We start from the raw sequence: 22462 nt of genomic DNA on the forward strand, positions 1-22462 counted from the left end.
TTCTCGTTCTATCACTGCTGCGCGGTTGCGACATTCGCCTGCTCGCCCGAAAGTGGCCTGACGGTTGCCGGCATCCCCAGCCGCAGCGCGTTATCGGGATCGTCCACAAAGACCCTCACTTCATAGACGAGGCTTGTGCGCAGCTCTTCCGTCTGCACCGATTTTGGCGTGAACTCGGCAACCGAGGAGATGAAGCCGATCCACCCGGGTATCGCACGTCCGGGCAGCGAATCCACACTGACGTTAGCCTTCATACCGGGACGGAGCATTCCAAGCTGGGTTTCCGAGACGTAGGCGCGTACCCATTTCGGGCTGATCGTCGCAAGCGAGAAGACCGCTCGGGTGGGTGAAGCCATCTCGCCTGGCTCGATCAGTCTGGACTGCACAATCGCGTCGACCGGCGCTTTCAGTTCGGCATCGGCTAGCTGCTGGTGCAGGAGCGTGACATTGGCTTCCGATGCATGCAGCTGCGCTTCCGCCTCCTGAATGTCCTCGACGCGGGAACCGACGACAAGCAGATCGAGCGCCTTCTGATTGGCGACGACCTTGGCGTCGGCAACGGCGGCGGCAGAGCGCGCCTCGTCCAAAGCCTGTTGGCTGACGGCGGCCTTGGGAGCAAGCGCGTTCTGGCGCTCGAACTGGGCGCGGGCATTGACCGCCTCCGCCTTGGCGGATTCGAGATTGGCGCGGGACTGCGCAATCTCCTCGGGACGATTGCCGTTCTTGAGGCGCTCGAGATTGGCCCGCTGGCTTGCTGCCTGCGCCTCGGCCTGGGCGACCTGGGGCTGAAGACGGCTCGTATCCAGCCTGGCGACGACCTGGCCTTTCTTGACTTGCGCGCCCTCTTCGACAAGGACTTCGGCGACACGTTCGCTGCCGTTGAAGGCGAGGGTAAGTTGCCTGAAGTCGATATTTCCATAGAGAACAAGCTCGTTCGAGCCGTTATCCCGATGGAAATACCACCAGGCTCCGCCGGCGGCGGCGATCAACAGGAGCAAGATGACGATGACGCGCTGCATGCTGTATTTGAACTCCAAAGAGATGCCAGCTTTGATGAAACGAACGGTGACACATATCGATCCGCGGAGTGATTATAGCGCTTGTCAAATTCAAATTTCAAATTAATATTTGAATTAATGGAAGGCGAAAGCAATGGCCAGAGGCATAAGGCGAACGGCGCGATCTCGAGATCGGCAGGACGGGGCTGCCACGCGAATAAGCCTGCTTGAGGCGGGCGGAGCCGTTTTCGCCGAATTCGGCTTCGATCGCGCGACCGCGAAGGAAATTGCCTTGCGTGCGGGGACGAATGCAGCGGCGGTCAACTATCATTTCGGCGGCATAGAGGCCTTGTACGAAGACGTTCTCGCCGAGGCACATCACCGCCTGATGAGTTATGACGTGCTTGCCCGCACGGTTAGCGCGGACATCGAGCCGAAGGAGAAGCTGCGCCGATTTATCGGGTTGCTGGTCAAAGTCGTGCGGACTGGCAATGAGCACTCATGGCCAGCCAAGGTGATCGTCCGCGAACTGATCGCGCCGACGCCGCATATCGATAAACTGCGACGCGAGGAAATAGAGCCCAAGAAAGCCTTGCTGTTCGGCGTCATCGCCCAGATCATCGGCGTAACACCAGACAATCCGCTGGTCGCTCAGGCTGCGCTCTCGACGATGGCGCCCTGCTTCATGCTGTTGGTGGCCGAAAAGCGCGTGTCCGAGATCATTCCGGCGCTCGGGCGGGAATCGACCTCGGATGAGGAGCTGGCAGACCGGCTTGTTCGCTTCACGCTCGGCGGGCTTGCCCAACTCTCCCCACCGGGACAGGCGGCGGGATCACCGGAACAGCCGAGCTGACTCCTGGCAAATCACGCCTCGGGGGCTTCAGCCTTCGAAACCGAAACGTTCGACATCGAAGTCGTCGCCATCGTAAGCTCCGGCTTGGGCCTCCGCCATGTCGTCATGCATCGGAATGGGCGCGCTGACGAGGCTCGGGAGCGTCATGTCGACTGCCATGCCCGGCGGTTGTAGGGCCCAGGCGACGATGGCGCCGGTCGACATGGCTCCGACGCCACCGGATACGTCCTGCGAGGCGGAACTCGGGAGCTGCGCCATTGGCTGCATCTTTGCCATGGCGCTATCGGCCGTATTCTTCGCATTGTCCGAAACTACGAGCTTTCCGGCGTCGTTGCGTCCGACGACCAGGCTGGCGAACACAGCAGGAGGGGCAGGTCTCTCCGGTGCGGCCGTCGGGACGACGACGATACTGGTGGTTGGCCGCCAAGCCGGCAGCGGAACGGCATATGCCGCAAGATCGGCAAAGGGCTGGCTTTTGTTTTCTTCGGTCACTTGCTTGCCGAGCTGAAGCTCCAGCCCGGTCAGGGCCCGGCTCCTGGGCGTCGGCAGCATGCTGGTGAGAAGGCTGCGATCGGGCGTGTCATTGCGTGACGCTATCGATGACCCGGCGTCGTCATCGTCATCCATGACGATTGCGATCCTGCTGCTCATTTGCGATGGCCGCTTTTTGGATTGTGCGACCGCCACATCATAGCCCGGCAGCGGTCTGCCATCTGCCGGTACATGCAGCGTCTGCCCATTCGGGAAAAGCCGCGCGAGCTCCTGGCGCGACATTCTCGGCCAGGCTCGCACCCTGCCGACATCGAGATGCACAAAGGGCGAGCCGGAATTGGGATAAAAGCCCACGCCGCCGATCTGCATCTGCATGGCGATCGCGCGCAGGCTCGCAAGCTTCACGCCGGGAATGTAAAAATCCATCGCCTTGCCGAGCGTATGCTGGCTGTGTTTGGCAACGCCGGAGCTGCGCGAGCGGTTGCGCAGCATGCTGTTGGTCGAGGGAGAGCGGTAGGCCGAGACGACGTGAATGGCCTCGTTGGCGCCGCTGCGGCGATAGACCTCCCAGACGAGATCGAGCAATTCCGGATCGATCCTGGTCGGCTCGTTCTTTCGCCAGTCGCGTAAAAAACGATTGATTTGAGCAAGGCCCCGTGGGTCATATTTGCCGCCGCGTTTGAAGACGATGGTCGCTCTTTCCCCCGTATGGGTGAAGAAGAGCTTGAGGGCCCGATCCTCGGCCGCCGCGGTGCCGGCAAAAGCACCGAGCACCAGCATTGCGATCAGCGCCACCCGGCAAGCGACGAATGAGAAAGTCGTGGCGAAAACCATCGCCGGAATGGAAAAGATCACGTGATGCACGGATACGACTTTCGCCCTTGCTAAGAGAAACAGAAATCAGAGGCGCCGCGTCTGCGGCATCGCTATACCCTCCAATTATGGTCAACAAATCCCTAACGGACCGTTTATAGGCGGAAACGGCAAAATTTTGTCCGTTCGAGCGCATTCATGGGGCGGCGGAAGTCACCTCCAGCCCTGGCGACCCTTATTCTGGAAAGCTTCAGCTGTGCCGTTGCAATTTTGTGAGGGCATCAACCAGTGCCTGTAAGGCGCCCTCTTTCGAAAGATGGGGAAAACCGGGCTTTGCAAACGTTTTCGCGTGGGTTGCAAACTGCCGGCCAAGACAGCATCATCCCGCCCCATGAGTGGACAGAATCGATTTGCTCCCCCATCAAGTGGGCAGCAAACAATCAGACGTAGCGACCTGTTGCGGCAGCTCCGGCGGGCCGGACTGCGCCGTTTGACGACCATTGTCGCACCTGCCGGGTATGGCAAGACCTCCCTTGCCGTCCAATGGTACGAACTGTTGAAGGAGGATGGTGTCAAGCTCTGCTGGGTGTCGCTCGATGCCGAACATACCAATCAGGAAGCCTTTCTGCTCGCGTTGATCGATGCCTTGCAGACGCTGCTTCATGAGGACGGGGCTGATGCCGGCAACCTGCCCCCGGCAGCATTGCTTTCGGTGCTAGCGACCCGCCTGCGCAAGATCGAAGGACCGCTCGTCGTCTTTCTCGACGACTATCATTTCGCCCAGACGGATGCGACCGAGGCGCTGATGGCGAAGATCCTCGCCGACCTCTCGCTCGAACACGTCAAGCTGGTGCTGGTCAGCCGCAGTCCGCCGCGCTTTCCGCTCTCCGCATTGCGGTTGCGTGGCGAGTTCAAACAGTTCGGTGTTGCCGAGCTTGGCTTTACCGATGCCGAAGCGGGAGAGCTTTTCGCTGGTAAGGGCACTCATTTGACAGAGGAACAGGTCGGTTCCTTCAATCGTCGGACCGAAGGATGGGCGGTCGCGCTGCAGATGGTGAGCCTGCTCGTATCAGAATCGGAGGAGAGCGACAGCATTTTGGCCTCTTTCGACGGCGGCGGTGCTGACATGGGCTCCTACCTGTCGGAGCAGGTGTTCGAACATCTGCCTGAAGACATACGTGAGTTTCTCATCGGCACGGCCGCCCTTCCGGCCTTCAATCATTCGTTGCTCGAAGCTGTGCTGGAAAGCAGAGAACAGGCGGATCTCAGCGAGAGGCTGGCCGACTACGCACTCCCTGTCACATTACTGGCAGGCCCCGGCAACTGGATGCGGTTTCATCCGGTCTTCAACGAGTTCCTGAAGAAGACCGCCAGCCGCAGGGGTATCGATGCCAATCTTGCACTCAATCGTGCCGCCCACTGGTTTGAGGCGCAGGGCGACATAGATCGGGCCGTGCATCATGCGCTTACGGCGGGCGACGCTAATCTTGCCGCGCGCATCGTCGAAACCGCCGGCGGCTGGCGGCGCGTCTATGCCACAACGCGCGGCGGCGCGACGCTCTTTCAGGCCTTGAGCGGACGCGCCTCGGAAATCGATCTCGTTCGCTTTCCGCTTGCGACACTTGGGCTCTCGATCTTCAACGCCAAGGCGGCGCAGCTTGCTGCGGCCAATCATTATCTTGTCATCGCCGAGCGGGCCGCGACTGTAGACCCGACCTTGGCAAAGGACCTGCGCGTCGTGCGCATCCTTCTGGCGCTTTACACGGATCACTGGGCGACAGCGGCCGATCTTTCCGCACTCGAAGATGATTTGCGGCAGCCGGATGGAATGGAGCTCATTCATCGCGCGCTCGCGCTTAACATGCTTTCCTACAATTTCCTGATCCGCAGCGAGCTTGACCGGGCATTGCACTACGGGCATCTGGCCATTCGCGCCTTTCGCGACGGTGGCGCCGATTTCGGCGCCATGCACCTTTATACCCATATCGGCCAGGCCTTCTTTCTCTCCGGTGATTGTGCGAGCGCTCTGTCGGCCTACGAAGAGCTGATCTGCGAAGCGCAGACCAATATCGGTCCGGGCAGCGATCTCGATGCCGTCGGCCAGGTGTTGAAGGCCGAGGTTCTGTCGATGCGCGGCGAGGCGGAGCCAGCGGCGGAGATGCTTGGATGGGCGCTGCCTCATCTTGAGCTTCACGATACCTGGTTTGACCTTCTGGCGGCGGGCTTCATGGCCGAGCAACGAATCCTGCGCATGCGCGAGGATTTGCTTGCCGCCCACGCGGCGATGGATCGCATTCGCGCCGTGGCGCGACGGCGCGGCTTCGATCGGCTTACGCGACTGATTGACGGCGAGCGTGCCATGCTGCTCATGGCATCGGGCGATCTCGATCAGGCAATCCGGCATGCGGAGGCCAACGGCTTCGGCATGCAGGCAATCGTTTCAGATCGCGCCAATGCGCTGGCTATCCATCTGCGCGGAGCCACGCCAGCGATCTTCTGGACACGCGCCTACCTGGCTCTTGGCGAGAAGGCCAATGCGCGCGAGGTCTTTGATCAGTTCAGGATGCGTCAGTCGCAACGTCCACATGTTCCGCGCGCGATTGAGCTTGCTCTCATCGAAATAGGGATCCTTCTGGCGGAAGGCCGCGCGGATCTTGCCGCCGCCAGCCTTTCCGATCTCGTGCTGACGACCCCCCTCGACGATTACCGGGCACTGCTTCATCTCGATCACTCCGCGGGACTCGGCGAGCTTCGCGCACTCGCCAATCATCCAACCGTCGCAAACGTCCCTCGAAGGCGTCTCCAGTCTCTGCTCATGAGTGGTGAGACGGTGCACGAACCAGCCGCCGATGATGGCGGCTATGCCTTTACCGGCCGGGAGCGGATGGTGCTGGAACTGCTGAGTTCAGGGCTTTCCAACAAGGAAATCGGCCGGATTCTGGCCTTGTCCGACAATACGATCAAGTTTCACCTGCGCAATATCTTTGCGAAGCTCAACGTCTCGACGCGGACTGCGGCCGTGACCGCAGCGCGTCAAAAGGGCATGCTCGACCGCTAACCTACCCGTTCGGGTAGGTTTTGAGGCGCCCGCCCACCCATCGGGAAGGCTATCGACGGACAAAAAAACACCTAATCTGCACTCGTGCGAATATAATAATGAGAGGTAGATTCGTGATCGTCGTCGATCCGGTGACACAGGAGATTATCGAAGGCAAGCTGGCAGCCACGGTCGACGAGATGGGCGTGGTCATGGCCAGGACCTCAATGAGCCCGGTGATCTATGAAGTGCTTGATTTCGCCTGCGGTCTCCTCACCCGTGATGGTGAGCTCGTGGCGCAGATGAACGGCATCACCCTGTTCACCGGCACTTTCGGCACGCAGGTCAAGTCGCTGATCGCGCTCTACGGCGACGATCTGGAAGATGGCGACATCCTGCTTACGAACGATCCCTATTCCGGGGGCACGCATGCCTGCGATTTCGCCATCGTCAAGCCGATCTTCTTCGGAGGCCGGATATTGGCCTATGCCATCAATGTCGCCCATTATCTCGATGTCGGTGGCTCGGTTCCAGGTTCTCTTGCGCCGAACGCCACCTCCGTCTTTCAGGAGGGATTGAGGTTGCCGGGCGTGAAAGTCGTGCGCAGCGATCGCTTTTCGGGGGAGGTCCTGCGTATCATCCGTGAGAATGTCCGTCTGCCCGAAGTCGCGATCGGCGATCTCACTGCGCAGGTTGCGACTGTCCGCGTTGCCGCCAGACGTATGGCCGAGCTTGCGCACAAATATGGCACCGATGTCATCGAAGCCGCGTTTAATCACCTCCTGTCGGTCAGCGAGAAGCAGGCACGCGCCGCTATCGCCGCACTGCCCGATGGCACCTATGAGGCGGAAGATATCATCGACGGGGATGGTGTCACCACCGATCCCATCTCCGTCAAAGTGGCTGTCACGATCGCCGGCGATCGCCTGACGGCGGACTTCACCGGTTGCCCGCCGGCCGTCGCAGGCCCGATCAATTGTGCGGCGGGCGCGCTGCAGTCGGCGGTGCGCACCATCTTCAAGGCGCTGGTCGCGCCGCAGGCGCCGTCCAATGAGGGCTGGTTCCGGCCACTCTCCGTCGTTGCACCGAAAGGCTCGGTTTTCACCGCCGAGAAGCCGTCACCGACAGGCTGGTATTACGAGGGTTCGGTGCATGCTTCAGAACTCGTCTGGAAGGCCGTTGCCAAGCTGATGCCGGAGCGGTTCTCCGCCGGTTCCTATACGAGCCTCTGCGTCGTCTATGTTTCCGGCAAGGACGAGGCGGGGCAGCCATTTATCCATATCGAGCCGCAGCATGGCGGCTGGGGGGCGAGCAGGGATGGCGACGGCGCCAATGCAGTGATCGCGCTCACCGATGGCGATACCTATAATTACTCCGTCGAGGTCATCGAAGCCCGTTTTCCCTTGCTCGTGCGCCGCTATGAGCTGAACGTTGAAGGGGGATCGGGCGCGGGCCGCCGTCGCGGCGGTTTCGGTGTCATTCGCGAATATGAAATCCTCGGAGAAGGCGCTTCCGCCTATTGCAGCTTCGGGCGAACGGACACGCCCCCTTGGGGCATAGACGGCGGCAAGCCCGGCAGCATCAATCTTCTGCAGGTGGAAGAGAACGGCGGGAACGTCCGTAATTTCGGCCGCGAGCCGCATATCGAACTGAATCGCGGCGATCTCGTGCGGATCATCACTGGCGGCGGAGGCGGCTGGGGCAATCCGCGTGCTCGCGAACGGGAACAGGTCCGCCGCGATGTAGAAGACGGCTACCTCACTCGGGAGGTAGCACGCAACCTGTATGGATATGAAGAAGGTATGGCGTCATGATCAGGCTGGCGACGGATGTAGGCGGTACCTTTACCGACCTCGTCGGTTATGATGAGCGCACGGGCGAAATCTTCACCGCCAAGAGCCTGACGACCGTTCATGACCAATCCGAAGGTGTGCTTGCGGCAATCGAGCTCGCCGAGAAGAAGGATGGGCTTTCGGCGCGCGATGTGATCTTTTTCGCCCATGGCGGAACGACCGTCATCAATGCGATTACAGAGCGCAAGGGCGTCAAGACGGCGCTGGTCACCACTGCAGGATTTCGTGACGTGCTGGAAATCGGCCGCGGCAATCGCCCCGATCTCTACAATCTCCAGTTCAAGAGCCCGGAAGCCTTCGTTCCGCGCAGCCTGCGCTTCGAGGTGCGCGAACGCCTGGATGCCAAGGGTCGGGTGCTGACGCCTATCGAGCTTGGCGATATCGAGCCGATCGTCCGTGAATGCCGCGCCCGCAGGGTCGAGGCGGTCGCCGTCGTCTTCCTTCACAGCTACGCCAATCCGGAGCATGAGATTGCCTGTGCCAAGGCGATCGCCGAAGCGCTGCCGGATGTCACGGTTTGCGCCAGCCACGAGGTTTCCCGTCAATGGCGGGAATATGAGCGTTCCAATACGGCCGTGCTCAACGCCTATGTGCAGCCGATCATCAAGCGCTACTTTGCGCGGCTTGAAAGCGCGCTGACCGAGCGCGATCTCACCTGCCCCTATTATGCCATGCAGTCGAACGGCGGCATCTCCACGTTCGATCAGGCGCAGATGAGCCCGCTGACATTGGTCGAATCCGGCCCGGCCGGCGGTGTGGCGGGTGCCGCGCGTATCGGCACCGTGCTTGGCGAATCCGAAGTGCTGTCGCTCGACGTCGGTGGCACGACGGCGAAATGCTCGCTGATCCATGATAGCCGCCCGACGCTCGACAGTGAATACAAGCTCGAGCACACCCGCATCGCGCCGGGCTATCCGGTGCAGGTGCCGGTGGTCGATATCGTCGAAATTGGTGCCGGCGGCGGCTCGATTGCCCGCATCGACGAGCGCGGCGCGCTCTGCGTCGGCCCTGAAAGTGCCGGCTCGACACCCGGGCCCGCCTGCTATGGCCGTGGCGGCGACAAGCCGACGCTATCCGATGCTTTGCTGACGCTCGGCATCTTCGATCCGGCAAGCTTTGCCGGCGGCCAGATGCAGCTCGACAAGTCCAAGGCTGCGACGGCAATCGCGACGGTTGCCAAGCCGATGGGGCTATCGGTCGAGGATGCGGCGCTCGCGATCGTCGAGATCGCGCATGCGTCGATGATCAATGCGTTGAAGCTGGTAACCGTCCAGCGCGGCCATGATCCGCGCGATGCCGCTTTCGTCATTTCCGGGGGTGCGGGGCCGGCGCTTGCCGCCCGCCTCGGGCGCGATCTCGGTGTGAAGATGACTGTGGTGCCGCCGCATCCCGGCATCTTTTCGGCATGGGGAATGCTGGCGGCGGAGCCACGCGCCGATTTCCGCAGCACGTGGTTCTCTCCCCTTGGCCCTGAAGCCATCAGCAATCTGAAGCGTCGCTTCGACGAACTGAAGCGTGAGGCGGTCAAATATTTCTCCAAAGGCGATGCGGCGGAGATACGCTATGCCTGTCGCGTCGAAGCCCGCTATCGCGGACAGGAGCATGGCGTCTTCGCTCTCTTCGAAATGGAGGATGATGCCGAAAGCTTTGCACAACGCTTCCATGCCGCCCATGAACGCGCCTATACCTTCTGCCTGCTCGGTTCGCCGGTGGAGATTACCATGATCCACCTGGAGGCTGTGCTCCACGGCCCGGTCATCGCCATTCCAAAACTCGATCGCACCGGCCGCTCGCTGGATGCAGCCTTCAAGGGGCGCCGCGAAGTCTATTTCGGCGGCACGACCGGTTGGGTATCCTGCCCCGTCTACGAGCGCACGCGACTCCCGTCTTCCGAAAGGATTGCCGGCCCGCTCATCATCGAGGAGGCAACCGCGACCTCGCTGGTTGTTGCCGGACAGGAACTGGAAGTGAGCGAGGAGGGCTTGCTGCTCATCCGCGAACGGGACGGAGGAAGCGTCTAGTATGGCGATAGCGATCGGTCTCGACCATATCGTCAGAAATTACGGGCCGACGCGTGCCGTCGACGACGTGACGCTCGACATCAGGACAGGGGAGTTCTTTACGCTGCTCGGCTCGTCCGGTTGCGGCAAGAGTTCTCTGCTGAAGCTGATCGGCGGCTTCGACAAGCCCACCTCGGGCCGTGTGCTTTTCGATGGAAGGGACGTGGCAGATGTTCCGGCCAACCGCCGACCGGTGAATACCGTTTTCCAGTCGCTCGGGCTCTTTCCGCATATGAATGTCGCACAGAATGTCGGCTATGGGCTGAAGTTGCGCGGGTTGTCCGGTGCCGCCCTGAAAAGCAAGGTCGATGGCGCACTGGACCTCGTCGAACTTTCGGGTTTTGCGGATCGCGACGTCAATCTCCTCTCAGGCGGCCAGCGCCAGCGCGTTGCGCTGGCTCGCGCGCTCGTCATGGAACCGGGCATTCTTCTGCTCGACGAACCTCTGACCGGGCTTGACGAGCGGTTGCGCCAGCAGATGCGCGACGAATTCGGCCGCCTTCACAAGCGTACCGGTGCGACCTTTATCCTGGTTACCCACAATCAGGACGAGGCGCTCAGCCTTTCCGATCGGATGGCTGTCATGCACAAGGGGCGGATCGAGCAGACCGATGTGCCGTCGCGCTTCTTCGAAGCACCGGCCAATGCCTTCGTTGCCCGTTTTGTCGGCATCGATACGCTCCTCAGGCCCGAAAGCATTTCGGTTTCAGGCGGCAGGGCTCTCGTTACGGTTGCGGGACAGCGCATCGGTGCGAGCTTTTCCGGAGCGGCGCCTCCGTCCGATGCGCTTGTCGCAATCCGCCCAGACCGAATTGAGCTGATCCCGGCTGCCGAAGAGGCGGGCGAAATAATTGAACTTAAGGTTGTCGAAAGCATCTATCGCGGACTCAGCCATGACGTTACGCTCGCTTTCGCCGACAGCCAGCGCGTGGTGTTAACGACTAGCGCGGACGCGACTCCGCCCTTGCCGGGCGAAAGCGTGCGCGTGTGTCTAAAGCCGGGTGCTGCGCTCCTGATTGATCGTTCCGGAATACCGGCTCTGGCTGGAGGCGATGAGTAGAACCCGAATAGCTAACACAAGCGAAAAATGAGGGAAGGGAATGACACGATGAACAAGAGCAATAATCTCGTCTCCTCCGCCTTGAGGAGTAACATGCAGCGCCGTGACATGCTCAAGCTGATGGGCGCGGGTGCAGCCGCACTCACCGTCGGCGGGCTTTCTGCAACGAGTGCCATGGCCGATGATGCTGCGGTTGCATTCTGGGGCACCGCCACGCTCGATATCGGCGACAAATGGCAGGAGTTTACCCGCCAGAGTGGCGTTTCGCCCGAGTTTACCGATAACGGCAACGATGTCGGGCCGGTGGTCGCGCGCCTTGCCGCCGGCAATGCCAACGATCTCTTCGATGTCGGCGGCTTTCAGGGCGGCGCCGAGCGCGAGCTTGCCAAGCAGGGTCTGATTGCCCCCTGGGACGTCTCCAAGATCTCGAATTTCGCCGGCATCTGGCAATGGGCCAAGGATATCCCGACCTTGACCTATGAGGGCAAGCAGTACGGCATTCCCACCGTCGTCAACGCCGACTCCATCATCTACCGCCCCGACAAACTCGGCAAGGTCGACAGCTATGGCGTCATCTTCGATCCCAAGTTGAAGGGTCGGGTCGCGATGGAGGACGCGTGGATCAACAGCGCGATCTTTACCGCCATCTACCTGAAGGAAGCCGAGAACAAGCCGATCAAGGAGCCAGGCAATCTGACGGAATCCGAGCTCGGTCTCGTCATGGAGTTCCTGATCAAGCACAAGAAGGATGGCCAGTTCCGCACCTTCTGGAATGGCTGGGAACAGGGCGTGCAGCTGGTGGCGAACGAAGAAGTCGACGCCATGACCGGCTGGGAGCCGATTGTCTATGAAGGTCGCAAGCGCGGACTTCAGGTGGAGTATGCAGCTCCCGTCGAAGGCTACGAAGGCTGGGGCAACAACACGGTGCTGCTCAAGGGGGCCACGGAGCGCGGCAAGGTCGACGTCGCCCACAAGTTCGTCGATGGCCTGCTTGCCGGCCTCTACGGTTGCGAGCTCGGCAAGGCGCGCGGCTATCTCGTGCCGACCGACAACAACCTCGCCTACGCCAAGGCCCATCCGGATGAATATAAGGCCGATGACGTTGCCAAGCTTGCCGAACATGTGAAGGCCAAGTTCTCCGGAAAGGTCTACTGGCAGAATTGCCGCCCGGACAATTTCCAACTCTACGAGGAGTGGTGGCAGAAGCTGCGCAACGCCTGATTTAACACGATGGATCGGGGCTGGCACATCTGCCGAAGGACAGGTCGGCCCCGAGCCAACGGTATCCACGCCGAGAGAAAGGAGGGTTAGACCATGAAGACACCAGTTCTATTGCTTGCTGCTCCGCTTGCGGCGATCCTCGTGCTCGGCCTTGCGCCGCTCGTTCTCGTTATCGTGTGGAGCTTCTGCGCCTGGGATTCCGCCACCTACTGGATCAAGCCGGAATTCAGCCTCGCCGCTTACGGCGCCATTCTGGAGGCCGGGCGGTGGAGCGTGTTCCTGTCCACCCTTGGCAAGGCGTTCCTGGCATCAGCTATCTGCCTCATCATCGCCTATCCCACCGCCTATGCGATGTATTTCCTGGCTGGCCGCACCCTGTCTGTCGTGCTTGCGGCCCTGCTTACCATCCCGTTTTTCACGTCCTATCTCATTCGTTCCTTCTCCTGGCGGCTGCTGCTCGGCCGTACCGGTGTCATCAACACGCTCCTTCAGCAGGCTGGCATCACCGATGCGCCGCTCGACTGGCTGCTGTTCAGCAATTTCGCTGTCATCGTCGGGCTGGTCGCCTCCTATCTGCCGTTCGCGACCTTCCCCATCCTGCTTTCCATGCGCCGCGTCGATCCGATCGCGCTTGCGGCCTCGCGCGATCTCGGCGCCGGGTTCTGGACGATGGTCCGCACCGTCCTGCTACCGCTGACCTATTCCGGCGTCTTCGCTGGCTTCCTGTTCGTCTTCGTCATGGTTGCCGGCTCCTCGACGGAGGTGCAGATGCTCGGCGGTGCCGGCGCTTCAATCGTCTCGGTGATGATCAACGACGTCATGCGCGTCGCCAATTTTCCGCTCGCCTTTGCGATTTCGACTCTGATGCTCGTCATCGTCTTTGGGCTGGTGCTGATCGGGGATGCCCTGTTCGGCCTCTCCTCGCTATTCGAGGAGCGAGGCCAATGATCGTCAGGGAAGGAGCAACCCCGCGCATCGTCATCTGGGCGCTGACCATTTTCGGCCTCATGGTGATCTATGCGCCGCCGCTTTACCTGCTCGGTGTCTCGTTCAACCCGGCGCTGCAGCCGGGACTGCCGCATTTCTCCGACATCACCCTGAAATGGTACCTCGCGATCGGCTCGGAAAGCGCACTGGTCGCCGCGCTCGGCCAGTCGATCGTTATTGCGCTTGTGACGGCTGTCATTGCAACGCTGCTGTCGCTCGGTGCGGCGCTGGCGCATCGCGAGCTTCATCGCGGGCGCAGCCTGTGGTTTTTGACTGTGCTGCTGCCAATGTTCGTACCCGGCGTCATCCAGGGGCTGGCACTATCGACGGTCATCAGCCGTGCCGGCGTGAAGGCATCGGCTTTGACTGTCATTGCCGGCCATCTTCTATGGGCGATGCCCTTCGCCTTCATCGTCATCCTGACAAGTTTTGCCGCGGTCAAGCGGACCTACCTGATGGCGGCGGACGATCTCGGTGCCGGACGCTTCCGGCAGTTCTGGGATATTACCCTGCCATTGATCCGGCCCGGCCTCGTCAGCGCCTTCATCTTTTCGTTCCTGCTGTCACTTAACGAATTCACGCGCGCCTTCTATCTGGCAGGCCGCCAGAACACCTTGCCGGTCGTGCTGTTCGGCAAGATGAATGCCGGTGCGTCGCCGACGATCTATGCGATGTCGGGCGCAATCTTCCTTGTTTCCAGCGTCTGCGTGGTGGCCGTGGCACTGCGTTCGCTGCTCATGCAACGCCGAGTGGGGTGATCGATATGCAAATAGGACTGACAAGTCGCAAGTTCCGCCCGCCCTTAGACCTCCATCAACGGGAGTATAGAGGATGAAACAAGAGTCGAAACTGATGGCGCTGATCCGCGCGGGAAAGAGGCAGGAGGCGCTTGACATGGTCGAGCGGCTGAAGGCAGCGACGCAATTGCCGCCCACGTCTATCAAGGTGGATCGGACGGGTGCCGTCACCTATTACAAAGGAAACTGCCGTTTCGTGAGAAACATCCAGGGCGGCTGGGATCTGGTGCCGAAGAAAAAGTAGATGTCTGCTATTGATCTGGGCATCGAAAAGGCTGGCGCTGTCGAAGGTACGGCGCGGGCGAGAAGCAGCGGCTGGAAAGGAAAGATTTCCATCGACTGCAAACGGAAGGTCATGGTGCTAATATTCTATCTGGCAAGTTTTTCATGCTCAGGATTTTGCCAAGGCAGATTATTCCCAGTGAAATAATGATTTGGTTAAGTATTCGATATCTTTAAGATATAAATAATATTAGAAAATATCTTATTTAGAAATATAAAATTAACGTCCGAAGCCTAAGGTCTCCTCGACTGTCATCGCGCAGATGAAGGTCGATTGAAGGAGACAGGACCATGTATCGTGTTTCTCATTTCAACAGGGAGAAAGAGGGCGCCGCAGCAGTCGAATTCGCTCTCATCGCGCCGCTTTTTTTCCTTCTGCTTCTCACGCTTGTTGCCTTTGCCATCTATCTTACCGCTGCTCATTCGTTGCAGCAATTAACGGCCGATGCTGCCCGCACAGCAATCGCCGGGTTGTCGGCGAACGAGCGAAGCCAGCTGGTTCAAAGCTTCGTCACCAATTCGACGATCAACGACGCTTTCATCGACAAGAGCAAGTTGACGATAACCGTCGCCACCGACCCGACCAATGCCAATCAATTCACCGTCAGCGCCAGCTATGACGCGTCGGATCTTCCGATCTGGAACCTCTATACCTTTGCGATGCCGGATCAAACCATCCGCCGCTATTCGACCATTCGGCTCGGAGGTCTCTGATGCAGCGGCTTCTCGGGCGGCTGGCCTCTCTGCGGGACAGGCGAGGAAACGTCGCCGTCACGACTGCGCTCGTCTCGCCCCTCATCCTCTATTGCCTTGGCCTCGGCATTGATTACGGCATGATGACGCTGCAGCAACGGCGCCTGCAGCAGTTGAGCGACATCGGCGCGATATCGGCTGCTTCCGATATCGCAAATGCGCGGACTGCGCTTCTGAACAATCTCCAGAGCAATGGCACGACCGCGGCAGTTGCCTCCGGCAGCAACTATATGACGAGCAACGGGCTCGTCACCGCAGCTGCGGCCAACTCCGGTCAATATGAGACCGTGGCCAATCTGGTCCTCGGCACCTACACGGCAGATACATCGATCCCGCTTGCAAACCGCTTCTCCTCTACGGGAACCTCGCCGTACGATTCCGTCAAGGTGACATTGACCCAAAAGGCAGTGATGCCTTTCGCTTCCGCCTTTGCCACGCCGCCGACCCTGAGCGCGACGGGCACCGCGTCGAGCGAGCGTCTGGCTGCCTTTTCGGTGGGATCGCGACTTGCGAGCCTCAATGGCGGTATTTTGAACCAGCTCCTTGGCACGTTGCTGGGAACGCAGATCTCCTTAAAGGTCGCGGACTATCAGTCGCTCATAAGCGCGAATGTCAATCTTCTGAGTTTTCTCAATCTCCTGGCGACGGATCTCAAGCTTACAGGGGTAAGCTATGACCAGCTTCTCGCGACCGATGTCACCTATGACAAGATTCTTGGTGCACTCGGTAAATCGACCAATCTTTCGAGCGGTGTCGTCACCCTCATCAACAATCTTGGTAAGACGCTCGGCACGACGAAACTGACCGTCAAGCTGCAGGATATCGTGAACCTTGGTCCTTTAGGGAGCAATATCGTCGGCACTTCCCCCAATCTGACGGCCAATATGAATGTGCTGGATCTAATTTCAACGACCGCAATGGCGGCCAACCAGCAAAAGCAGATCGCACTCGATCTCGGAGCCGCATTACCGGGCGTTGCGACGGCAAAGCTGACGCTGGCGATCGGGGAAATGTCTCAGCAGACGCCGGCCCTTGCGGTGGGCGCCCCGGGCACGATTGTTCGCACGCCGCAGGTTCGTGCCGCGCTAGAAGTCGCCGTCACCGGCCTGTCCCTGATCGCCGGGCTAAAGCTCAGGGTGCCGCTCTATATAGAGCTTGCTCCCGCGGAAGCCAAACTTGCCTCTATCACCTGTGTCGGCGGCTCCATGCCGAACGCGGTCGTCGGGATAGACGCCGTGCCCGGTGTTGCCGAGGTAGATCTGGGCGATGTCAACACGTCTGCCTTCGTAAACTTCGGCTCCGAGCCGCGGGTGACGCCGGCAGCGATCATCGATTCCCTCCTTCTCAAAGTGATTGCGAGCGCGCAGGTCGATATCGCCAACATGAGCCCGACACGATTGAACTTTCAGCCTTCGGAGATCTCGGCGGGCACGATCAAGACGGTTTCAACGAGTACCGTCCTGACATCCACGGTCTCATCGCTCCTGAAAAACGCGACCATCACCATCCAATTGCTCATCTTGACCATCGGAACGCCGTCGGGAGTGCTTTCAGCCGTTGCCGATACGCTATCGGTCGTGACCGCGCCGCTCGATCAGGTTCTGTACGGCCTGCTCGGCCTCCTCGGTCTTGGTATCGGGCAAGCTGATGTGAGCGTTACCGACGCAAGATGCACGCAGCCTGTGCTGGTACAGTAACGGCTTCGCGGCGCCTATGGCCGAGCCGCGCGCACCAAATCCAGTTTTGTCTCGAACGAGGAGCTCGATTGCCAACCGATCGGATCAGGAATTCGTGCCCGGCAGGCTGTAGGCCTGCTGGAAATAGCGCCTGAAGGCAAGCATTGGCTGGCTGAACTCGACATTGGCTCGCCAGGCGAGCCCTACATCCATGGGCGGAACCGGGTCCTGTATATTGACGGTCTCGATGCGCCTTCCCTCCAGCGACCAGGGGCGATGCACCATGTCCGACAAAATGGCCACGCCGAGGCCGTTCGCCACCATCGATCTGACGGCTTCGATCGAACTGGTCCTCAGGAGCACCTTCGGTTGATAGGGGCTTCGGCTCCAGTAGCGCAGCGAAGAATGTGCCGCCTCGTCGACCGTCAGCATGATGTAGGGTTCTTCGGCGATTTCACGCAGACCTATCCCGTCGCGACGTTGCAGTTCGTGGCCGGCTGGCAGCCAGAGTCGCCTGACCGAACTTAGAAGCGTTTCGGTCATCAGCATCGGATTGAGGATGTTGGAAGTCAGCAAGACCGAGATGTCGTAGCGATTGCTCAGCAAGCCTTCCTCGATCGACTCGCGATTGACTTCGTAGAGCTGGATTTTCAGCTTCGGATAGAGGCGGCGGATACGCTCGATATGCATCGGCAGGAAATAGCCGATGACGGTATAGGTCGCTGCGACGACGAGTTCGCCTTCGATGTCGCTGCTGACGAGGTTGAGATGGGTCGCCTCGTCAACCTTCGCCAGGATCTCATAGGCATGGGACAGGAATTGCCGGCCCGCTGTCGTCAGGTCCATGCCCTGTGGCGTACGATTGAACAGAGAGACGCCGACCGTGAGTTCGAGATCCTTGATTGCCGCAGTCACGGCTGATTGTGAGATCGACAGGCTGACGGCCGCGTGCGAGATCTGTCCATATTCCGCCGTCGCGACGAAGTAGCGAAGCTGCCGCAGGCTCAAGCTCATGATGTTCTTCCCATCTATTTATCTGAAAACATCTGCTGCGATTCAGATTGCATGGATCTAAAACGAGCTGATTTTCGACAAAAGCGTGCGCAATTTCAATATATAATTGATATTACAAGATATTTTCTGACGCAATTTTAAGCATAAACATCAGTTTATCAGATATCGCACCTTTGAAAATTGTATTTTTCAAAGGCAGCCTTTGCCTCTAGCGTTTCCATATCGGTCCCGATCGGGGCGCAGGTGCGAGGGAAGGCATTTGAAGGAAGCTGTCGATATCAATTGCGACATGGGGGAGGCCTTCGGCCGATGGCGGATCGGTGATACGCATGACGAGGAGCTTATCGCGCTCATCAGTTCGGCCAATATTGCCACCGGTTTTCACGCCGGCGATCCCAATCTGATGGATGAGACCGTGCGGTTGGCAGCTGCCCACGGCGTCGGCGTCGGGGCTCATCCCGGCTATAACGATCTCCAGGGCTTCGGGCGACGCAAGATCAACGGAACCAGCCGCGAGATCGTCAACGATCTGATCTATCAGGTCGGTGCGTTACGGGAGTTCGCCAGGCGCCATGGCGTGCCCGTCCAGCATGTAAAGCCGCATGGTGCTCTCTATATGGAGTTGGCGGCGAACGCCGATCTTTCGCAGATCTTCATACAATATATGCGCACCGTGGCGCCGAACATGTTTGTGTTCTGCATGGATGGCTCGGCAACCTGCCTTGCTGCGCAGGAGGCCGCCCAGCCTATCGTGCGCGAGTTCTATGCCGATCGCGACTACGGTGATATGGGCTGGATCGTCTTTACCAGGGACGCCGGTCGCCCTGATCCAAAGGCAATTGCCCGCAAGGTCGTGAGAGCTTGCACCGAAGGTGTCGTGCGTACCGTCAACGGTGCAGATATCCCCATCGCCTTCGATTCCATCTGTTTTCATTCTGATACTTTGGGTGCGCTCGATATCGTGCGCCACATGCGCGAAGCCCTCATTGCCGAGGGTATCAGGATTGCACCCGTTTCACAGATTTTGAACAGCGACGCAGCGCGGAGGTCCCATGAGCAAGCTTGAGATCAGATCACCCCTTCCGGGAACCTTCTACCGGGCTTCCTCTCCGGATACGCCGCCCTTCAAAGCTGATGGCGATGCCGTTGCTGCCAGTGATACGATCGGCCTCATCGAGGTCATGAAAACCTTCCAGCAGATTCCGGCCGGGCTCGACGGCAAGAACATCACCTTCCTCGTCGACAATGAAGAGCCTGTCATGGCCGGGCAAATCATCGCGGAGGTGGATCCATGATGATCCGCTCGGTTCTGATCGCCAATCGCGGCGAAATCGCCGTCAGGATCATCGGGGCTGCCAAAGCGCTCGGCATCCGCACGGTGCAGGTCCACAGCGCCGCAGATGCCGACATGCTTGCAGTGAAGCTCGCGGACGAGGCAATCAATATCGGCTCGCCGGCCCCGAAGAAATCCTACCTGAATATCGAAGCCATCATCGCGGCCGCGCAGGCTGCTGGTGTCGATGCCGTCCATCCGGGCTATGGGTTTCTGTCCGAAAATGGAGATTTCGCCGATGCCGTCGAGGCGGCGGGCATGATTTTCATCGGGCCAAGCGGCGAGGCGATCCGGCTGCTCGGTGACAAGGTGGCAGCCCGCGAGATTGCGAAACGGGCCGGCGTTCCGACAGTACCGGGAAGTGATGGTCGCGTGGCGGATATTGCGGCTGCAGAGGCGATTGCCGAGCGCACCGGTTTTCCCGTCATGATCAAAGCCGCAGCCGGTGGCGGCGGGCGCGGCATCCGCATCGTCCACTCGCTGGCCGAGCTCAGGGAGCAGTTCCCGCTTGCCTCGGCGGAGGCGGCCGCCGCTTTCGGCGATGGCGGCCTCTACATGGAGAAGGTCATCACCCGAGCCCGCCATATCGAGGTGCAGATTTTCGGCGACGGGCGGAATTTCGTGCATTGTTTCGAACGCGAATGCTCGCTGCAGCGCCGCCGCCAGAAGGTGTGGGAGGAAGCGCAGGCTTTTCTGCTTCCCGATGAGATCAGGCAGCGCCTCTGCGCCAGCGCCGTCGCGCTTGCGGCGGAAGTCGGTTATCGCGGCGCAGGCACGGTCGAATATCTCTACGACGAGGATAGCAGGCAGTTCTATTTCATCGAAGTGAACACGCGCATCCAGGTCGAACACCCGATAACCGAAATGATTACCGGCATCGATTTGGTGCAGGAGATGTTCAAGGTGGCCGGCGGCGCTCCCCTGTCGCTGTCGCAATCCGATATTCGGACGCGCGGCCATGCCATCGAATGCCGGATCAATGCCGAGGACCCGGCCAAGGGCTTTCTGCCGGCGCCGGGCACCGTGACTCGGCTTTCCATTCCGGAAGGTGAAGGCATCCGCTTCGATACGATGCTCTATGCCGGCTATACCGTGCCGCCCTTCTATGATTCCCTGCTCGGCAAGCTGATCGTCTGGGCCGAGGATCGCGATACCTGCCTGGATAGGTTGGCAAGCGCTCTTTCCAATCTGACGATCGAAGGCCTGCGGACGACGATCCCGCTGCACCTGGCGCTCGCGCGCGACTCATCCGTGCGCAAGGGCGCATTCCACACGCGTTTTCTCGAATCCTGGCTGGAGACCGATTTTGCCGCGGTTGACGGCGTATCGGCGGAGGTTGCCTAATGCCAGCTCGCTTTACGTTCGGAGGTGACGAGCATCTCTTCGTCGAATGCAGCGACGAGATGTCTCTCGAAGCCTTCTTCAAAAGCCTGTCGATGGCCAAGGGTGTCCGCGAGAGCGCCATCAACGGCGTCACCGAAATCTGCCCCGCCAATGCCTCCTTCCAGATCAAGTTCGATCCCGACATAATCAAGCCGGACGATCTCCTGCGCGAGGTCAAGGCAATTGAAGGAGCCGCCGAAAAGGCGGAGCCGGTCATTACCACCCGCATCGTCGAAATCCCGGTTTTCTACAATGATCCCTGGACCCATGAGACGCTAATGCGTTTCCGCGAGCGGCATCAGGAGCCGACGGGGACCGATCTGGACTATGCCGCCAGGATCAACGGCTATGACGCGGTGAAGGATTTCATCTCGGCCCATGCCGGATCGCCATGGTTCGTCTCCATGGTCGGCTTCGTCGCCGGCCTGCCCTTCATGTATCAGATGGTGGAGCGGCAGCGGCAGATCGAGGTGCCGAAATATCTGCGCCCACGCACCGATACGCCGCGGCTGACTGTGGGACATGGCGGCTGCTTCGGCTGCATCTATTCGGTGCGCGGGGCTGGCGGCTATCAGATGTTCGGCATCACGCCGATGCCGATCTTCGACCCCACGCAATCGACAAGCTACCTGCGCGATTTCATGGTGTTCTTCCGCCCCGGCGACATTGTGAAATTCCGGCCTATCGATCGCGACGGTTACGACCAGGCGGTCGAGGATGTCGACAAGGGCCGCTTCGCGCCGCCAATCCGCGAGGTCAGCTTCGATCTTAGGCAATACCAGGCCGATATCGACGGCTACAACGCCAAGCTGGAGGGCGCGCTGCATGGCCATTAAGGTTCTTCATCACGGCCTTTCCACTACGATTCAGGATCTCGGACGGCCCGGCTATTTCCATCTCGGCATTCCCGTTGGCGGCGCCATGGATCGCTATGCGATGCGGGCGGCAAATCTTCTCGTTGGCAACGATGAGGGTGCGGCCGGGCTCGAAGCCGTCTTCATGGGGCCTAAGCTCGAATTTCTCGACGATGCGCTGATTGCCGTGACCGGTGCGGACATGCCCGTCAGGATCGACGGCGAGGTGCAGCCGGGATGGACGGCGCTCGAGGTTAAGGCAGGGCAGACCGTAAGCTTTGACTTTCTGAAATCCGGGGCGCGAATCTGCATTGCGGTGTCTGGCGGCATCGACGTTCCCGAAGCGCTGGGTAGCCGATCGACCTATGTGATCGGCGCGCTCGGTGGCCTTGACGGCAAGGCTATCGCTACCGGAGATGAGCTTCCCGTTGGCTCCGGCTCCCTGGATAGCGCGGGCAGATCTGTTGCAGAGGAGCTACGACGCAAGCCGGGTACACCGGCGGAGCTCCGGGTTTTACCAGGGCTCTATTGGGATCGGTTGACTGAACAGACGAAGAGCAACTTTTTTGCCGACCAATGGAAGGTGGCGCCGGAGGCCGATCGCATGGGATATCGCTTCCGCGGCGGCCGCAAGCTCGAATTCGTCGAGCGCAAGCAACCCTTCGGCGCCGGTTCGGATCCGTCGAATATCGTGGACAGCTGCTATCCCTATGGCTCCATCCAGGTGCCGGGCGGAACGGAGCCTATCATCCTGCATCGCGATGCCGTCTCCGGCGGCGGCTATTTCATGCTGGGAACGGTGATCTCGGCCGACATGGATCTGATCGCCCAACTGCAGCCGCATATGCCGACGCAATTCGTGGAGGTCACCATGGATCAGGCACTGGCGGCGCGGGCGGACCAGCAGGCATTGCTTGCGCGTCTTCGCGCTGCTCTGGCGTAAGGGATCAATCAGATGGCTGGCCCTTCGATCCCCCATTTCCGGCACAGATGGAG

The 22462-nt window shown here is 60.1% G+C and carries 20 protein-coding genes; 17 read left to right on the plus strand and 3 right to left on the minus strand.

Going from position 1 to position 22462, the window contains the following annotated elements; all coding sequences use genetic code 11:
• Window positions 1–11: 11 nt before the first annotated feature.
• Window positions 12–1019 (minus strand): HlyD family secretion protein, encoded by a 1008-nt coding sequence (locus PH558_RS22440; protein ID WP_095437249.1) that lies wholly within the window; start codon window positions 1017–1019, stop codon window positions 12–14.
• Window positions 1020–1152: 133 nt separating this feature from the next.
• On the opposite strand from PH558_RS22440, the gene PH558_RS22445 reads away from it, so the two are divergent.
• Window positions 1153–1851, plus strand: coding sequence for a TetR/AcrR family transcriptional regulator (locus PH558_RS22445; RefSeq protein WP_285206597.1), 699 nt, complete (start codon window positions 1153–1155; stop codon window positions 1849–1851).
• Between the two features lie 27 nt (window positions 1852–1878).
• On the opposite strand, the gene PH558_RS22450 is transcribed toward PH558_RS22445, so the two are convergent.
• Window positions 1879–3177 carry a peptidoglycan L,D-endopeptidase MepK gene (locus tag PH558_RS22450; protein WP_285206912.1) on the minus strand — a complete coding sequence of 433 codons (1299 nt, stop codon included), beginning with the start codon at window positions 3175–3177 and terminating at the stop codon, window positions 1879–1881.
• 469 nt (window positions 3178–3646) lie between these two features.
• Here PH558_RS22450 and PH558_RS22455 point away from each other — a divergent pair, with 469 nt between their 5' ends.
• From PH558_RS22455 to PH558_RS22505, 11 genes are all read left to right on the plus strand, one after another.
• Entirely contained in the window at window positions 3647–6214 is a 2568-nt protein-coding gene (locus tag PH558_RS22455; RefSeq protein WP_285206599.1) for a winged helix-turn-helix domain-containing protein, read from the plus strand.
• 98 nt (window positions 6215–6312) lie between these two features.
• Window positions 6313–8007: a hydantoinase B/oxoprolinase family protein gene (locus PH558_RS22460; protein ID WP_285206602.1), complete on the plus strand. Its 1695-nt coding sequence runs from the start codon at window positions 6313–6315 to the stop codon at window positions 8005–8007.
• Window positions 8004–10067: a hydantoinase/oxoprolinase family protein gene (locus PH558_RS22465; RefSeq protein ID WP_285206606.1), complete on the plus strand. Its 2064-nt coding sequence runs from the start codon at window positions 8004–8006 to the stop codon at window positions 10065–10067. The genes PH558_RS22460 and PH558_RS22465 overlap by 4 nt, the downstream gene beginning before the upstream one ends.
• Before the next feature lies 1 nt (window position 10068).
• Window positions 10069–11166, plus strand: coding sequence for an ABC transporter ATP-binding protein (locus tag PH558_RS22470; protein WP_285206611.1), 1098 nt, complete (start codon window positions 10069–10071; stop codon window positions 11164–11166).
• 48 nt (window positions 11167–11214) lie between these two features.
• A complete protein-coding gene (locus tag PH558_RS22475; RefSeq protein WP_285206614.1) occupies window positions 11215–12387 on the plus strand; it encodes an ABC transporter substrate-binding protein in 1173 nt (390 codons plus the stop codon).
• Window positions 12388–12480: 93 nt separating this feature from the next.
• Entirely contained in the window at window positions 12481–13335 is an 855-nt protein-coding gene (locus tag PH558_RS22480; RefSeq protein ID WP_285206615.1) for an ABC transporter permease, read from the plus strand.
• Window positions 13332–14132 (plus strand): ABC transporter permease, encoded by an 801-nt coding sequence (locus tag PH558_RS22485; RefSeq protein WP_285206617.1) that lies wholly within the window; start codon window positions 13332–13334, stop codon window positions 14130–14132. Before PH558_RS22480 ends, PH558_RS22485 begins: the two co-directional genes overlap by 4 nt.
• Before the next feature lie 73 nt (window positions 14133–14205).
• Window positions 14206–14415 carry a hypothetical protein gene (locus tag PH558_RS22490; protein ID WP_095437258.1) on the plus strand — a complete coding sequence of 70 codons (210 nt, stop codon included), beginning with the start codon at window positions 14206–14208 and terminating at the stop codon, window positions 14413–14415.
• On the plus strand, window positions 14416–14601 hold the full coding sequence (locus PH558_RS22495) for a hypothetical protein (RefSeq protein ID WP_285206620.1): 186 nt from the start codon (window positions 14416–14418) through the stop codon (window positions 14599–14601).
• Between the two features lie 143 nt (window positions 14602–14744).
• Window positions 14745–15167 carry a TadE/TadG family type IV pilus assembly protein gene (locus PH558_RS22500; RefSeq protein ID WP_113409444.1) on the plus strand — a complete coding sequence of 141 codons (423 nt, stop codon included), beginning with the start codon at window positions 14745–14747 and terminating at the stop codon, window positions 15165–15167.
• A complete protein-coding gene (locus PH558_RS22505) occupies window positions 15167–16903 on the plus strand; it encodes a pilus assembly protein TadG-related protein (protein ID WP_285206621.1) in 1737 nt (578 codons plus the stop codon). Before PH558_RS22500 ends, PH558_RS22505 begins: the two co-directional genes overlap by 1 nt.
• Window positions 16904–16987: 84 nt before the next feature.
• On the opposite strand, the gene PH558_RS22510 is transcribed toward PH558_RS22505, so the two are convergent.
• On the minus strand, window positions 16988–17896 hold the full coding sequence (locus tag PH558_RS22510; RefSeq protein WP_113409446.1) for a LysR family transcriptional regulator: 909 nt from the start codon (window positions 17894–17896) through the stop codon (window positions 16988–16990).
• A 259-nt stretch (window positions 17897–18155) separates the two neighbouring features.
• Between PH558_RS22510 and PH558_RS22515 the strand changes: the two genes are divergently transcribed.
• The 5 genes from PH558_RS22515 to PH558_RS22535 are packed head-to-tail and all read left to right on the plus strand — an operon-like array spanning window position 18156 to window position 22409.
• Window positions 18156–18962 carry a 5-oxoprolinase subunit PxpA gene (locus PH558_RS22515; RefSeq protein ID WP_113409447.1) on the plus strand — a complete coding sequence of 269 codons (807 nt, stop codon included), beginning with the start codon at window positions 18156–18158 and terminating at the stop codon, window positions 18960–18962.
• Entirely contained in the window at window positions 18949–19191 is a 243-nt protein-coding gene (locus PH558_RS22520; protein WP_113409448.1) for an acetyl-CoA carboxylase, read from the plus strand. The genes PH558_RS22515 and PH558_RS22520 overlap by 14 nt, the downstream gene beginning before the upstream one ends.
• On the plus strand, window positions 19188–20573 hold the full coding sequence (locus PH558_RS22525) for an acetyl-CoA carboxylase biotin carboxylase subunit (RefSeq protein WP_285206622.1): 1386 nt from the start codon (window positions 19188–19190) through the stop codon (window positions 20571–20573). Before PH558_RS22520 ends, PH558_RS22525 begins: the two co-directional genes overlap by 4 nt.
• Window positions 20573–21448 (plus strand): 5-oxoprolinase subunit B family protein, encoded by an 876-nt coding sequence (locus PH558_RS22530; RefSeq protein ID WP_285206627.1) that lies wholly within the window; start codon window positions 20573–20575, stop codon window positions 21446–21448. The genes PH558_RS22525 and PH558_RS22530 overlap by 1 nt, the downstream gene beginning before the upstream one ends.
• Window positions 21438–22409, plus strand: a complete 972-nt coding sequence (locus PH558_RS22535; protein WP_285206629.1) for a 5-oxoprolinase subunit C family protein — start codon at window positions 21438–21440, stop codon at window positions 22407–22409. The genes PH558_RS22530 and PH558_RS22535 overlap by 11 nt, the downstream gene beginning before the upstream one ends.
• Window positions 22410–22462: the final 53 nt, after the last annotated feature.

It is taken from the genome of Rhizobium pantanalense (genome assembly GCF_030182525.1).
Classification (GTDB): Bacteria; Pseudomonadota; Alphaproteobacteria; order Rhizobiales; family Rhizobiaceae; genus Rhizobium.

Coding starts and splice junctions, on each gene's coding strand:
- PH558_RS22500 (WP_113409444.1), top strand. CDS start 14,745: ATGTATCGTGTTTCTCATTTCAACAGGGAGAAAGAGGGCGCCGCAGCA.
- PH558_RS22470 (WP_285206611.1), top strand. CDS start 10,069: ATGGCGATAGCGATCGGTCTCGACCATATCGTCAGAAATTACGGGCCG.
- PH558_RS22480 (WP_285206615.1), top strand. CDS start 12,481: ATGAAGACACCAGTTCTATTGCTTGCTGCTCCGCTTGCGGCGATCCTC.
- PH558_RS22525 (WP_285206622.1), top strand. CDS start 19,188: ATGATGATCCGCTCGGTTCTGATCGCCAATCGCGGCGAAATCGCCGTC.
- PH558_RS22465 (WP_285206606.1), top strand. CDS start 8,004: ATGATCAGGCTGGCGACGGATGTAGGCGGTACCTTTACCGACCTCGTC.
- PH558_RS22510 (WP_113409446.1), bottom strand. CDS start 17,896: ATGAGCTTGAGCCTGCGGCAGCTTCGCTACTTCGTCGCGACGGCGGAA.
- PH558_RS22495 (WP_285206620.1), top strand. CDS start 14,416: ATGTCTGCTATTGATCTGGGCATCGAAAAGGCTGGCGCTGTCGAAGGT.
- PH558_RS22445 (WP_285206597.1), top strand. CDS start 1,153: ATGGCCAGAGGCATAAGGCGAACGGCGCGATCTCGAGATCGGCAGGAC.
- PH558_RS22460 (WP_285206602.1), top strand. CDS start 6,313: ATGAGAGGTAGATTCGTGATCGTCGTCGATCCGGTGACACAGGAGATT.
- PH558_RS22450 (WP_285206912.1), bottom strand. CDS start 3,177: ATGGTTTTCGCCACGACTTTCTCATTCGTCGCTTGCCGGGTGGCGCTG.
- PH558_RS22535 (WP_285206629.1), top strand. CDS start 21,438: ATGGCCATTAAGGTTCTTCATCACGGCCTTTCCACTACGATTCAGGAT.
- PH558_RS22440 (WP_095437249.1), bottom strand. CDS start 1,019: ATGCAGCGCGTCATCGTCATCTTGCTCCTGTTGATCGCCGCCGCCGGC.
- PH558_RS22490 (WP_095437258.1), top strand. CDS start 14,206: ATGAAACAAGAGTCGAAACTGATGGCGCTGATCCGCGCGGGAAAGAGG.
- PH558_RS22530 (WP_285206627.1), top strand. CDS start 20,573: ATGCCAGCTCGCTTTACGTTCGGAGGTGACGAGCATCTCTTCGTCGAA.
- PH558_RS22520 (WP_113409448.1), top strand. CDS start 18,949: ATGAGCAAGCTTGAGATCAGATCACCCCTTCCGGGAACCTTCTACCGG.
- PH558_RS22475 (WP_285206614.1), top strand. CDS start 11,215: ATGAACAAGAGCAATAATCTCGTCTCCTCCGCCTTGAGGAGTAACATG.
- PH558_RS22485 (WP_285206617.1), top strand. CDS start 13,332: ATGATCGTCAGGGAAGGAGCAACCCCGCGCATCGTCATCTGGGCGCTG.
- PH558_RS22505 (WP_285206621.1), top strand. CDS start 15,167: ATGCAGCGGCTTCTCGGGCGGCTGGCCTCTCTGCGGGACAGGCGAGGA.